This is a genomic window from Cupriavidus sp., from assembly GCF_057315035.1.
In genome coordinates this window covers 350,132-362,806 of record NZ_DBHKYV010000001.1, presented here as the reverse complement: position 1 = coordinate 362,806, position 12,675 = coordinate 350,132, and the positions used below count along the sequence as shown (strand labels likewise).

General features: G+C 64.8%; 10 protein-coding genes. 6 read left to right on the top strand and 4 right to left on the bottom strand.

What is annotated here, in order from left to right; translation table 11 throughout:
- Positions 1 to 222 precede the first annotated feature (222 nt).
- The 4 genes from ACO550_RS01675 to cmdF all read left to right on the top strand — a co-directional run bounded on the left by ACO550_RS01675 (position 223) and on the right by cmdF (position 6,765).
- The gene (locus tag ACO550_RS01675; protein ID WP_315596500.1) at positions 223 to 1,518 is read left to right on the top strand and encodes a C4-dicarboxylate transporter DctA; all 1,296 of its coding nucleotides are present in this window, start codon (positions 223 to 225) and stop codon (positions 1,516 to 1,518) included.
- Positions 1,519 to 1,648: 130 nt separating this feature from the next.
- Positions 1,649 to 3,658 (top strand): sensor histidine kinase, encoded by a 2,010-nt coding sequence (locus tag ACO550_RS01670; protein WP_315596443.1) that lies wholly within the window; start codon positions 1,649 to 1,651, stop codon positions 3,656 to 3,658.
- 22 nt (positions 3,659 to 3,680) lie between these two features.
- Complete coding sequence (locus ACO550_RS01665) at positions 3,681 to 5,000, top strand: sigma 54-interacting transcriptional regulator (RefSeq protein WP_315596499.1); 1,320 nt, start codon at positions 3,681 to 3,683, stop codon at positions 4,998 to 5,000.
- Positions 5,001 to 5,157: 157 nt separating this feature from the next.
- Entirely contained in the window at positions 5,158 to 6,765 is a 1,608-nt protein-coding gene (gene cmdF, locus ACO550_RS01660) for a tyrosine 2,3-aminomutase (protein WP_315596442.1), read from the top strand.
- 4 nt (positions 6,766 to 6,769) lie between these two features.
- On the opposite strand, the gene ACO550_RS01655 is transcribed toward cmdF, so the two are convergent.
- The 3 genes from ACO550_RS01655 to ACO550_RS01645 form a co-directional block, all read right to left on the bottom strand.
- The gene (locus tag ACO550_RS01655) at positions 6,770 to 8,866 is read right to left on the bottom strand and encodes a UvrD-helicase domain-containing protein (protein ID WP_315596441.1); all 2,097 of its coding nucleotides are present in this window, start codon (positions 8,864 to 8,866) and stop codon (positions 6,770 to 6,772) included.
- A 160-nt stretch (positions 8,867 to 9,026) separates the two neighbouring features.
- Positions 9,027 to 9,566, bottom strand: a complete 540-nt coding sequence (locus tag ACO550_RS01650) for a redoxin family protein (RefSeq protein ID WP_315596440.1) — start codon at positions 9,564 to 9,566, stop codon at positions 9,027 to 9,029.
- 135 nt (positions 9,567 to 9,701) lie between these two features.
- Positions 9,702 to 10,193, bottom strand: coding sequence for a thioredoxin fold domain-containing protein (locus ACO550_RS01645; RefSeq protein ID WP_315596439.1), 492 nt, complete (start codon positions 10,191 to 10,193; stop codon positions 9,702 to 9,704).
- A gap of 132 nt (positions 10,194 to 10,325) precedes the next feature.
- Between ACO550_RS01645 and ACO550_RS01640 the strand changes: the two genes are divergently transcribed.
- Complete coding sequence (locus tag ACO550_RS01640; RefSeq protein WP_315596438.1) at positions 10,326 to 10,907, top strand: hypothetical protein; 582 nt, start codon at positions 10,326 to 10,328, stop codon at positions 10,905 to 10,907.
- 27 nt (positions 10,908 to 10,934) lie between these two features.
- Positions 10,935 to 11,588 carry a LysE family transporter gene (locus tag ACO550_RS01635; RefSeq protein ID WP_315596437.1) on the top strand — a complete coding sequence of 218 codons (654 nt, stop codon included), beginning with the start codon at positions 10,935 to 10,937 and terminating at the stop codon, positions 11,586 to 11,588.
- 394 nt (positions 11,589 to 11,982) lie between these two features.
- On the opposite strand, the gene ACO550_RS01630 is transcribed toward ACO550_RS01635, so the two are convergent.
- Positions 11,983 to 12,153 carry a hypothetical protein gene (locus tag ACO550_RS01630; RefSeq protein ID WP_485994168.1) on the bottom strand — a complete coding sequence of 57 codons (171 nt, stop codon included), beginning with the start codon at positions 12,151 to 12,153 and terminating at the stop codon, positions 11,983 to 11,985.
- Between the last annotated feature and the right edge of the window lie 522 nt (positions 12,154 to 12,675).

Here is a 12,675-nt window from a genome sequence, read left to right as displayed (position 1 = left end):
CTGGCTTTCCGGAGTCGCCCATTCCGGATTTCCGGAAAGCTGGAGCATTGCGGCCGGGGATTTTTATCTTTTCCTTATGAATCAATGGCTTGCCAGTCCGGGTGATGGTGGCACGGCGGTTGCAAATAGTTACGTCCAGACGCGCCGCCCATGCCTTCAGATCCAGGCGCGCAACGTGGGCGCCCCCGAGCGCCCGGCACCGGTCAAAACACCGAGGACGACATCATGAGGAAACCCTTCTACAAGATCCTGTACGTACAGGTCCTGTTCGCAATCGCCGTGGGCATTCTGCTGGGCCATTTCTTGCCCGACACCGGCGTGGAGATGAAGCCACTGGGCGACGCCTTCATCAAGCTGATCAAGATGATCATTGGTCCGATCATCTTCTGTACCGTGGTGTCCGGCATTGCCGGCATGCGCGACATGAAGAAGGTAGGACGCGTGGGCGGCAAGGCGCTGCTCTACTTCGAGATCATTTCCACGTTCGCGCTGCTGATCGGCCTGGTCGCGTCGCACCTGCTGAAGCCCGGCGTGGGCTTCAACATCGATCCGGCCACGCTCGATACCAAGACGATCTCGCAATACGTGTCGAAGGCCCATGGCCAGAGCACGGTCGAGTTCTTCATGCACATCATCCCGGACACGATCTTCAGCGCGTTCGCCAATGGCGACATCCTGCAGATCCTGCTGGTCTCGCTGTTCTTCGGTTCGGCGCTGGCCGTGGTGGGCGACCGTGCACGCATCATCCATGAGATGGTGGACCAGGTGTCGAAGGTGTTCTTCCACATCGTCCACGTGATCACCAAGGTGGCGCCGATTGGCGCGTTCGGCGCCATGGCATTCACGATCGGCAAGTACGGCCTGGGTTCGCTGGTGCCGCTGCTCAAGCTGATTGGCACGTTCTACTTCACGGCCATCGTGTTCGTGCTGGTGGTGCTGGGTACCGTGGCTCGCCTGACCGGCTTCTCGATCATCCGCTTCGTCGCCTACATCAAGGAAGAGCTGCTGATCGTGCTGGGTACCAGCTCGTCGGAAGCCGCACTGCCGCACCTGATGGAAAAGCTGGAGAAGCTCGGTTGCTCGAAGTCGGTGGTGGGGCTGGTGGTCCCGACCGGCTACTCGTTCAACCTCGATGGCACCAACATCTACATGACGATGGCCGTGATCTTCATCGCGCAGGCCACCAATATCGAGCTGACGCTGCTGCAGCAGCTGACGATCCTGGGCGTGGCGATGATCACGTCCAAGGGTGCCAGCGGCGTGACCGGTTCCGGTTTCATCACGCTGGCCGCGACGCTGGCCGTGGTGCCGACCATTCCGGTGGCCGGCATGGTACTGATCCTGGGTATCGACCGCTTCATGAGCGAGTGCCGCGCGCTGACCAATATCGTCGGCAATGGCGTGGCCACGGTGGTGGTGTCGGCCTGGGAACGCGAGCTCGACCGCGCCCGCCTGAACCGCGTGCTGCGTGGTGGCGGCGATGATTCCGTCGAACTCGCCGACGCCGGCGCCCGCTGACGTGACCCGGCCGGAGTCCGGCACGCCCGCTGACGGCGTAGCCGGCTCCGGTCTACCTCCACCCGCCGGCGCGCCCGACCCCCAGGACGGCCAGCGGGTATCATCGGCGCGAGAGCTTCCGCGCGCGCCGATGCCCCATTCCGACGACTTCCTTGCCGTGCATGATCCCGCACCACCTGGCCCGGTGCATGCGCCAGGCACCAGTTCGCGCTGGTGGGGCTTTGCCATTGCGCTGCTTGGCGGCCTGCTGGTGTTGTGCGCACTGACCTGGCTGTTGTCAGTGCAGCGCGGCATTGCTGCCTTGCAGCAGTCCACCGCCATGCGCGCCGACCGCTATGCGGCCACGCTCGAATCAACGCTCGACCGCTACGAATTCCTGCCGGCGCTGGTCTCGCTGCATCCGTCGGTGCGCGCGCTGCTGGCCTCGCCCGAGGATCCGGCCCGCATTGCCGCGGTCAATGACTACCTGGTCGAAGTGAACCGGCGCGCGCGCGCCTCGGCCACCTATGTGATCGCCGCCAACGGGCTGGCGCTGGCCGCCAGCAATCATGGCGAGCCGGGCAGTTTCGTCGGCACCGACTACCGCTTTCGTCCGTATTTCCAGATGGCATCACGCGGCGAGGTCGGGCGCTTCTATGCAATCGGCGTCACCAGCGATGAACCGGGCTACTACATTGCCCAACCGATCGAGGCCGGTGGCAAGGTGATCGGTGTGACCGTCGTGAAGCTGAACCTCGAATGGTTCCCGCGCGCAGGCTCGGGCCGGGGCGAACCGTTGATGGTGTCCGACGACCACGGTGTGATCTTCCTGTCGTCGGTGCCGGGCTGGCAATACCGCACGCTGAGGCCGTTACCGCCAGAACTGCAGGCGGAGCTGCACAACACGCGGCAATACCACGATGTCGATGTCACGCCGCTGCCGCTGCATCCGCTCGACTCACCAGTCACGCGTTGGCTGGCCGATACCACGCTCAATGATGGTGAGCGCCTGGTGCGGGTCGGCTGGACGGACAGGAGCGGCGCCGGCAACGCCCCCGATGGTATCGATGGCGCAGGCCTGCGCTTCGGCCTCGCCGATGAGGGCGGCGACCGCTATCTGGAGATCAATCGCGCGATCGGGCCGGCCAACTGGACCATGCAGGTGATGGCGCCGCTGGACCCGGTGCTGGCCAATGCGCGCGGCGCGACGCTGGGCGCGGCGCTGGCGTATGCGTGTATCTGCCTGCTGCTGGTGAACCTGCGCCAGCGCCGCCAGCGCGCACGCGACATGCTGTACAGCCGCCGGCTGCTGGAAGCGGCCTACGACGAACTGGAGCGCCGGGTAGAGGCCCGTACGGCTGACCTGATGGCCATCAACGAACAGCTCGAAGCCGAGGTGGCCGAGCGCACCCGTACCGAAGGCGAACTCCGTGCGACGCAGGACGAACTGGTGCAGGCCAGCAAGCTCGCGGCGCTGGGTCAGATGGCGGCGGGCATCACCCACGAGCTGAACCAGCCACTGGCCGCGTTGCGGACGTTTTCCGACAATACACGTGTGCTGCTGGAACGTGGCCAGCTCGATGCGGCCAACGGCAATCTTTCCGCGATTGCCGACCTGACCGAACGCATGGGCAAGATCACCGGGCAGTTGAAGCTGTTTGCCGGCAAGGCGCGCCAGCGCCGTAACGCGGTGCGCGTGCGCGCCGCGCTCGAGCATGTGCTGCAACTGATGGCGCCGCGCCTCGGGCAAGTCGTGCTGACGGTACGCGGCCTGGAAGGCGACGCGGCCGACCTGGCGGTATGGGCCGACGAACTGAAGCTGGAACAGGTGCTGCTGAACCTGGCCGGCAATGCGCTCGATGCGATCGCCACCGAAGGCCAGGCCGACGGAAGGGTCGAAATTGCCGTCAGCGCCACTGCGGACATGGTCCGCATCGCCGTGCGCGACAATGGCACCGGCATAGCGCCGGAAGCATTGCCACACCTGTTCGAACCGTTCTACACGACCAAGGAAATTGGCCAGGGCCTGGGACTCGGCCTGGCCATTTCGTCGTCGATCGTGCGTGAGTTCGGGGGCCAGCTGGTCGCTGGCAATGTGGCAAGCGGCGGCGCCGAATTCGTGGTGACGTTGCGGCGGGCACACCAGCCCGTGGCGGCGTGAAGAGGATATGAACATGATTGCGATGCAAGACGGACTGCGCGTGCTGTTTGTCGAAGACGAACCGCTGGTGCGCCAGGCCACTGCGCAAAGCCTGGAACTGGCCGGCTTCGCGGTGCTGGCGTTGCCGTCGGCCGAGGCCGCCATGCCGCATCTGACCGCCGATTTCCCTGGCGTGCTGGTTTCCGATGTGCGGCTATCGGGCGCGTCGGGGCTCGACCTGCTGCAGCACTGCCGCAACGTGGCGCCAGGCGTGCCAGTGATCCTGGTGACTGGACATGGCGATATCACGATGGCGGTTCAGGCGATGCGCGAGGGCGCCTACGATTTCATCGAGAAGCCGTTTGGCGCGGACCGCCTGACCGATACGGTGCGCCGTGCGCTCGAACGCCGTGCACTCGAACTCGAAAACATGGCATTGCGGCGCGAGCTGGCCGGTCCGGCGGCCGGCACGCGCATCATCGGCCGGTCGGCGGCCATTGCCAGCGTGCGCGACCTGATTGCCAATGTTGCCGCGACCGACGTGCCGGTGATGATCAATGGCGAGACCGGCACGGGCAAGGAACTGGTGGCGCGCAGCCTGCATGCGCTGTCGACGCGGCGCGATGCACCGTTTATCGCCTTGAACTGTGGCGCGGTGCCCGAGGCAATCTTTGAGAGCGAGATGTTTGGCCACGAGGCTGGCGCGTTCACCGGCGCCGGCAAGCGCCGGGTCGGCAAGCTCGAGCATGCATCGGGCGGCACGCTGTTCCTCGACGAAATCGAGAGCATGCCGCTGGCGCTGCAGGTGAAGCTGCTGCGCGTGCTGCAGGAAGGCACGCTGGAACGCCTGGGATCGAATACCTCGGTGCCGATCGATGTACGTATCGTTGCCGCCGCCAAGGGCGACATGGAAGGGCTGGTTGCGCAGGGCACCTTCCGGCAGGACTTGCTGTACCGGCTCAATGTGGTGACGATCCCGCTGCCGCCGCTGCGTGAGCGCGGCGAGGACATCGTGCCGCTGTTCGAGCATTTCATGCTGGTAGCCGCGGTGCGCTACCAGCGGCCCGCGCCGATCCTTTCCGAAATGCAGCGCCAGCAGCTGAGGCAACGTCCGTGGCCCGGCAATGTGCGCGAGTTGCGCAACGCGGCCGATCGCCTGGTGCTGGGCGTGCCCGAAGGAGGTGGCGCCAGGGCCGAGGGTGGCGATGAGTCGGTACCGCTGCGCGAACGCATGGAGCGCTATGAGCGCGCCGTGATCGCCGATACGCTGGCACGTACCGGCGGCGCGGTCAGCCAGGCCGCGGATCTGCTGCAAATGGGCAAGGCCACGCTCTACGACAAGATCAAGCGGTACGGTCTGTAGTAACCGGCGGGTTGTCCGCGCAACGCGGACGAGTTGATACACTCGCGGCTTTCGGCGCCTTTTGCCCGCCGGATAACCGATGGTTGTCTCCCCTCTCCCGCATGGCGGGAGAGGGGCGGGGGAGAGGGCAAGCGCATCAACAGCCACGTAACGCCCTATGACCACGACGACCGCAAATTCCGCCGATATCGACGGCCACAACCTGACCCCCGATGCCGTAGCCGCCATTGCCCATGGCCAGCGCAAGGCCAATGTCCCCGGCGCCGTACTCGACAAGGTTGGCGAAGCCCGTACACGTTTCGAGCAGGTGGCCGCGGCCAATGTGCCGATCTATGGTGTATCCACCGGGTTTGGCGAACTGGTGCACAACTGGGTCGATATCGAGCATGGCCGCGCGTTGCAGGAGAACCTGCTGCGTAGCCATTGCGCGGGCGTGGGCCCGCTGTTTTCGCGCGATGAAGTGCGCGCGATGATGGTGGCGCGTGCCAATGCGTTATCGCGTGGCTATTCGGCCGTGCGCCCGGTAGTGATCGAGCAGTTGCTCAAGTACCTGGAAGCGGGCATTACGCCGGCGGTGCCGCAGGTGGGATCGCTGGGCGCGAGCGGCGATCTTGCGCCGCTGTCGCATGTGGCCATTACGCTGATTGGTGAAGGCAAGGTGCTGACCGCCGATGGCGGCACGGCGCCGACCGCCGAGGTCCTGCGCGAACATGGCATCGCGCCCATCACGCTGGCGTACAAGGAAGGCCTGGCGCTGATCAACGGTACCTCGGCAATGACCGGCGTGTCGTGCCTGCTACTGGAGACGTTGCGCGCGCAGGTGCGGCAGGAAGAAATCATCGCGGCGCTGGCGCTGGAAGGGCTGTCGGCATCGGCCGACGCATTCATGACGCATGGCCACGACATCGCCAAGCCGCACCCGGGCCAGATTCGTTCGGCTGCCAATATGCGCGCATTGCTGGCTGGCTCGACGCGACTGGCGGGACACGACACGTTGTCCACCGAAATGAAGTCGCGTGCCGGCGAGGAAAAGAACACGGGCACCGGCGTGTTTATCCAGAAGGCGTACACGCTGCGCTGCATTCCGCAGGTGCTTGGTGCGGTGCGCGACACGCTCGACCACTGCGCAACCGTGGTCGAACGCGAGCTCAACTCGTCCAATGACAACCCGCTGTTCTTTGATGACGGCGCGCTGTTCCACGGCGGTAACTTCCACGGCCAGCAGGTGGCATTCGCGATGGACTTCCTGGCCATCGCAGCCACGCAACTCGGCGTGATGGCGGAGCGCCGTCTGAACCGGTTGCTGAGCCCGCACCTGAACAACCAGTTGCCGGCGTTCCTGGCAGCTGCCAACGAAGGCTTGTCGTGCGGGTTTGCCGGTGCGCAGTATCCGGCGACCGCGCTGGTTGCCGAAAACCGTACCATCTGCAGCCCTGCCAGCATCCAGAGCGTGCCGTCGAATGGCGACAACCAGGATGTGGTCAGCATGGGCCTGATCTCGGCGCGTAATGCACGCCGCATCCTCGACAACAACCAGTACATCCTGGCGATCGAATTGCTGGCAGGCTGCCAGGCGGTCGAACTGGCGGGCGCGGTCGAGCATCTGTCGCCGGCAGGGCGCGCGGTATTCGCGTTCGTGCGTCAGCACGTGCCGTTCCTCGACATGGATCGCTACATGACCGACGAGATCGAGACGGTTGCCGCGCTGCTGCGCGCCGGTGCACTGGTTGACGTGGTGCGCGAGGCCGGCGTGGAACTGGCCTGAAGCGCTATTTCCACATGCTGCGCATGCGGCTGGCCAGGTCGACCTGCGGCAACGCCGGCTTGGCCTGCCCCTCGCCGGGCATCGGCGGGGGCGGCCACGAGCGGCTGTAGAAATTTGGCATTACACGGTTCGGCAGGAAGCGCGTGCGTGATGCATAGACGTGGCGATCGCCAAAACCCACCTGGTTGTGCACGTAGAAGCGCTGCGGCACGATCACATCGAGGTGGTCACGCGCGCGGGTCATTGCCACGTAGAGCAGGCGACGTTCCTCCTCGATTTCCTCGGTGGTGCCGGTGGCCAGGTCCGACGGCATGCAGCCGTCGACGGCATTGAGCACGTACACGGCTTTCCACTCTTGCCCCTTGGCGGAATGGATCGTGGACAGGATCAGGTAGTCTTCGTCGCGCGACGGCACGCCCGACTCATCGCTTGAAGCACTCGGCGGATCGAGCGTGAGTTCGGTAAGAAAACGTTCGCGCGAGCCATAGGTGGCGGCAATGCGCTCGATCTGCTGCAGGTCGGCCTGGCGCGCGGCCGCGTCGTCATGCATGCGTTCGAGGTGCGGCAGGTACCAGGCGACCACCTGTTCGAATTCCGAAGGCCATGGCGAGGTCGGCGCCATCAGGGCGCGCGCCAGCGATAGCAGATCGTCCCAGGCAGGCGCGGCGGCCGGCGGAGCTTCGAAGGCTTCCAGCGCGACCAGCGGTTCGGTAGCGGCTTCCAGCCCTTCCAGCACGCGCGCGGCGGTCTTCGGACCGATGCCGGGCAGCAATTGCAGGGTACGGAACCCGGCCATGCGGTCACGCGGATTCTCAAGCCAGCGCACCACGGCCATCACATCCTTGACGTGTGTCGATTCCAGGAACTTCAGGCCGCCAAATTTCACGAACGGGATATTGCGCCGCGCGAGTTCGATCTCGACCTGCGCGCTATGGTCGGCGGCGCGGAACAGTACCGCCTGCTGCATCAGGGCCAGCCCCGCCTCGCGTCGTGCCAGCACCTGTTCGACCACAAAGCGGGCCTGGTCGGCCTCATCGTTGACCACCACCACGCCAGGCTTTTCCGCGGACTCGCGCAACGACCAGAGGTCCTTGGTAAAGCGCTCGGCGGCCAGGCCGATCACGGCATTGGCCGCGTGCAGGATCGGCTGCGTGGAACGATAGTTCTGCGACAGCGTGACCTGTTGCGCTGGTGGCGTGAAATGCGTCGGGAAGTCGAGGATATTGCGCACCGTGGCGCCGCGGAAGGCGTAGATCGACTGCGCATCGTCTCCGACCACGGTCAGGCCGCGGCCATGCGGCTTCAGTGCGAGCAGGATCGAAGCCTGCAACGCATTGGTGTCCTGGTATTCATCGACGAGCACGTGATCGAAGCGCGCGCCCATGTCCTGCGCCAGCGCGGGCTCGGTCAGCGCCTGCGCCCAGTAGAGCAGCAGGTCGTCATAGTCGAGCACCTGCTGCTTCTGCTTGGCTTCGACGTAACCGGCGAACAATGTCTTCAGCGCGTCGGCCCACATCGCGTAGCGCGGAAACTGGGTCTTCAGTACCACTTCGATCGGCAACTGCGTGTTGACCACGCGCGAGTAGATGGCCAGGCAGGTTTCCTTGCGCGGGAAACGCGATGTTTGCTCGGACATTCCCAGGTCGTGCCGTACCACGTGCATCAGGTCGGCGGAGTCGCCACGGTCGCTGATCGTGAACGTGGGCGCGAGGCCCAGCGTTTCGGCGTACTCGCGCAGCAGGCGCGCGCCAATCGCGTGGAACGTGCCGGACCATTGCAGCGCCGCGCGTCCCGCGCCACTCTGCGTGCCCAGTGCCTGATCGACGATACGCTCGACCCGGCGGCCCATCTCGGCCGCGGCACGGCGCGAGAATGTCAGCAGCAGGATGCGGCGCGGATCGGCACCACCCACCACCAGATGGGCCACGCGATGCGCCAGCGTATTGGTCTTCCCCGAGCCGGCCCCGGCAATGATCAACAGCGGCGCGTCGCCTGCGTAGGCCACGGCGGCATGCTGCTCCGGGTTCAGCTTGGCAAGGTAGGGCGGTGCCTGCACGGTGTCGGCAGGCGCGTCGGCTTCGTGGGCGAGATCCGGCAACACGGCGTGATGGGCTTAGTCAGGACTAGGAAAAATCTGGCGCCCACTGTATATCCATACAGCCCTCACTGGCAAGCCGGACGCATCATTGCCGTAGCCAGGCAACAAAAAAGGTGCCGCAAGGGCACCTTTCTCGAGCGATCGACTGGAATCAGGCCGCTTATCAGGCCGCGTTGGCCAGCGCCCCGTCGAGCAGCTTGTGCAGTGCGTCCCACTCGGGTTCGCCAACGTAGCGCTTGAGGATCTTGCCGTTGCGGTCGACCACGAATGTCGTCGGCGTAAGCTGGACATTGCCAAATGCCTTGGCCGCCATGCCATCGGAGTCCATGGCCACCTTGAACGGCAACTCGCGCGTCTTGGCATAGTTGGCCACGTACATCGGCGGGTCGTAGTTCATGGCAACCGCCACGAAATCGAGCCCCTTGTCCTTGTATTGCTTGTAGGTGTTGATCATCTGCGGCATCTCCTTGACGCAGGTGACACAGCTGGTGGCCCAGAAGTTGATCAGGTAGACCTTGCCCTTGAGATCGCCCGTGGTGCTGACTTTTTCGCCCGAGAGCAGCGTGAAAGTGGCGTCGGGGACCGTGTTGGCCGGCGTCAGTGCGCGATAGCCAAAGAAACCGAGCAGCGCGACGATCACGACCGCGACGGCAATTGGCCAGCGCTTGCGTGAGGAGGTGGTGGGGATAGCGGTGTTGGGCATGGTGCAACGGTCCCTTGGGGGAAGCCAGCTACGGACAGCGGCTATTCTACTGCCACGCGCGGATGCTGGCTGGGCGTCCCGTCAAACGCTGCCGAGGTGCGGCAATTCGCCGCAATCGCGGGTTTGACGGATTGCCTATTTCGAAGCGACCGGCCTGGCGGATACCTTGGTGCGCGCCTCGTCGATGGCCTGCTCCAGGTAGGCGCCGTAGAAATCGGGCTGCATGCCGCGCAGCGGGCTGGCCAGGTTGCGCCCGTGGCGGTCCAGGAACAGCACGGTCGGCGCCACCGAGATATTGTGGGCACGGGCCCATTGTTTGGCCGTGGTCATGGTGCCGTCGACGTCACGGATCGGCGTATCGGCCGTCATGTCGATTTCACGCGCGGTGATTTCGCCGGCAGTGGCCTGGGGGCCGAGATAGTTGCGGCGCACCGTCTCGCAGTACGAGCAGCCGGGCAGGCTGACCAGCACCACTAGAGGCTCACCGCGTTGCGCGGCGTCGGCCGATTGCGCGCCCACGTCAGTCACCGCTGGCAGGTGCGGGGCGCCCATGGCGGCTCGTGCAATGGTCAGCGCCAGCGCGGCCAGCACGAAGGTTGCGGAGCGAAGCAGGGGGCGGGAAGACATGGCGGGACCTCACGAAAAGCGCTGCCGGCGCAATCGCTGAATGCGCGACGGCGCGGCTTCCCGGATAATACCGGCTTGCGCCCGAATTTGCCCGCTTGCGCCTGATTGCGCCCGATTGCGCCCGCCATCCTGATGCCGACCAAGACTTCCCGGAAGTTCCTGTTGCCGCTGTTCGCGCTGCTCTGGCTCGCGCTGGCCGGCTGTTCACCGCGCTATGACTGGCGCACGATCGTTTCCAGCGATGGCAAGTATGCCGCGCTCTATCCGGCCAAGCCCACCAGCGCCGCGCGCGACGTTTCCATCGCGGGCCGCAAGTTGCCAATGACGATGGAAGCCGCGAACATCGACGGCACCCTGTTTGCGGTTGGCGTGGTCACCTTGCCCAGCGACGACGCTGCGCTACGGCGCGAGGCGCTGGCATCGATGCAGGCGGGGCTTGTCTCCAATCTTGGCGCGCATCCCGAGACCCCACCGCAGGCGCGTCCGGTTACCGTGATGTCGGCGGCACAGCCGCCGATCCCGCTCGACGGTGTGGAGCTTTCCGTGGCCGGAGTTTCGCCGCAGGACAAGTCGCCGCGCCGGCTGACCGCGCGGCTGGTGGCATCGGGCGCGCATATTTACCAGGCCGTGGTGCTGGAAGCTGGCGAGGCCGCGCGCGACACGCGCCAGGCCGAGCAGGTGGACCAGTTCCTGAGTGGCTTTCACCCGTTCTAGTTACGTTTTCATTCAAGGAGTGCAGTAATGCGTTGGGAAGTCTGGCTGGCCTATTTTGCAGCGTGCTGGGTGATTGCCGTTTCGCCGGGATCGGGCGCCGTGCTGTCGATGAACCATGGCCTGTCGTATGGCCTGAAGAAAACGTCGACCACGATCCTGGGTCTGCAGACCGGCCTGGTCATCATCCTGCTGATTGCCGGTGGTGGCCTGGGCGCATTGCTGCTGGCGTCCGAGGAAGCGTTCCTGGTGGTCAAGACCATCGGGGCGATGTACCTGATCTACCTTGGCATCCAGCAATGGCGCGCCAGGGTGGAAACGAACCCGGGCGCGGAGCAGGGCGGCCAGGCAGGCACGGTGCGCGTGGCCACCATGAGCCGTCGCCGGCGTTTTGCCACGGGCCTGCTGACCAATGTCACCAACCCCAAGGGCATCATCTTCATGGTGGCGGTGCTGCCCCAGTTTATCGATCCGTCCCATGCGCTTGGCGTGCAACTGGCCATCCTGGCCGCCACGATGTGCTTCGTGGACCTGATCGTGATGCACGGCTACGCGCTGCTGGCGTCGCGCATGCAGGGCCTGTTCCGCAACGCGCGCGCGGTGCGCTGGCAGAACCGCTTCTTCGGCGGGGTGCTGGTGGCGGTGGGTACGGCGTTGTTCTTCGTGCGCCGCCATCACGCCTGAGATTGGGCGCGCGCGGATTGAACGGGCGCCAAAAGGCGACTGGCGCTGTGCGTCGGGGTTTGCTTCAATGGGAGTGACCAGCGAATCATGGAGACCCCGATGCGCGATCCTGTTGCCCTGATGGTCCGTCCCGGCGCCCACCGGGAGCCGCCTCCCGACGAACCGCCGCCGCCCGGCTTTCCGGCGGACCAGCCACCCATCGAGGAACCGCCGCCTCCGCCGCTGGAGCCGCCGGTGTAATGGAAGGAGCGAAGGCGGGGATGGGGGCCGTACTCATTCAATGGATTGGGCGAACGTCTTTCATCATGCTGCGCGGGAAACCTCGGACTTCAGGCCGGGTATGGATAGCGCGGCGTGCGCCGCACGCCCTTCTCCCGCTTCTCCTCTGTAGTGGCTATCTTTGGGACGAAAGTGGTAGCCATATCCGTCTGCCCGCTGCACCAGCGAACAACGGCTGTGGCTGATTGCCTGCACGACACCATTCGGCGTTTGGATGTTGAACGAGCCTGACGCGCGCAAGGCCACGTTCGAGAAAAAGGCGCGCCCGCTTCTCGCTGCACGGCATCAACGGCCTGCCGTGTTGGTCCAACACAAAGACTGCCATGGCAATCTCTCCTGAATAGGTGCCCTTACGGGCCTGGTTACGCGCCCCTTGCGGGGCGTCTCCCTTCGGCAATGTTGCGAACCGGCGATCTGCCCTGATCCGTTTCGTGCTTACCCTGTCGCTTGTCTGCAATCGGGGCTTCGAGAGGTAGGGACTAAGGAAGCATCCCTACGTCGGTCTTGTACCTATTCGCAACGTAGCGGGTTGGCTACCGCTTTGCCTGGTCAACCCGAGCTTTTCAGTTGCCTTTCAAGCTCCGGCCTTTAGGCCGGGGTAGTTGACGAAACGGTGAAATTCCTCGCGCGAGCTTACGCATGCCAGATCGGCTTCACTTTGAATCGCTGCCAGTAGGCTTGCTCGCTGGGTTGGCAAACAAGCATGCCACGCGCGCAGCAAAAATGGTTTGATCTCAGTGAAGGACTCGCCATTTAATGCACGGTTGCAAGCTGCGTTGAACAGCCAGTTGTAGACGTCCCGGTTCTC

What these genes read in the sequence shown, in the direction of transcription:
- ACO550_RS01670 (WP_315596443.1), top strand. Translation starts at nt 1,649, where the DNA reads ATGCCCCATTCCGACGACTTCCTTGCCGTGCATGATCCCGCACCACCT.
- ACO550_RS01665 (WP_315596499.1), top strand. Translation starts at nt 3,681, where the DNA reads ATGCAAGACGGACTGCGCGTGCTGTTTGTCGAAGACGAACCGCTGGTG.
- cmdF (WP_315596442.1), top strand. Translation starts at nt 5,158, where the DNA reads ATGACCACGACGACCGCAAATTCCGCCGATATCGACGGCCACAACCTG.
- ACO550_RS01650 (WP_315596440.1), bottom strand. Translation starts at nt 9,566, where the DNA reads ATGCCCAACACCGCTATCCCCACCACCTCCTCACGCAAGCGCTGGCCA.
- ACO550_RS01645 (WP_315596439.1), bottom strand. Translation starts at nt 10,193, where the DNA reads ATGTCTTCCCGCCCCCTGCTTCGCTCCGCAACCTTCGTGCTGGCCGCG.
- ACO550_RS01640 (WP_315596438.1), top strand. Translation starts at nt 10,326, where the DNA reads ATGCCGACCAAGACTTCCCGGAAGTTCCTGTTGCCGCTGTTCGCGCTG.
- ACO550_RS01635 (WP_315596437.1), top strand. Translation starts at nt 10,935, where the DNA reads ATGCGTTGGGAAGTCTGGCTGGCCTATTTTGCAGCGTGCTGGGTGATT.
- ACO550_RS01630 (WP_485994168.1), bottom strand. Translation starts at nt 12,153, where the DNA reads ATGCCGTGCAGCGAGAAGCGGGCGCGCCTTTTTCTCGAACGTGGCCTT.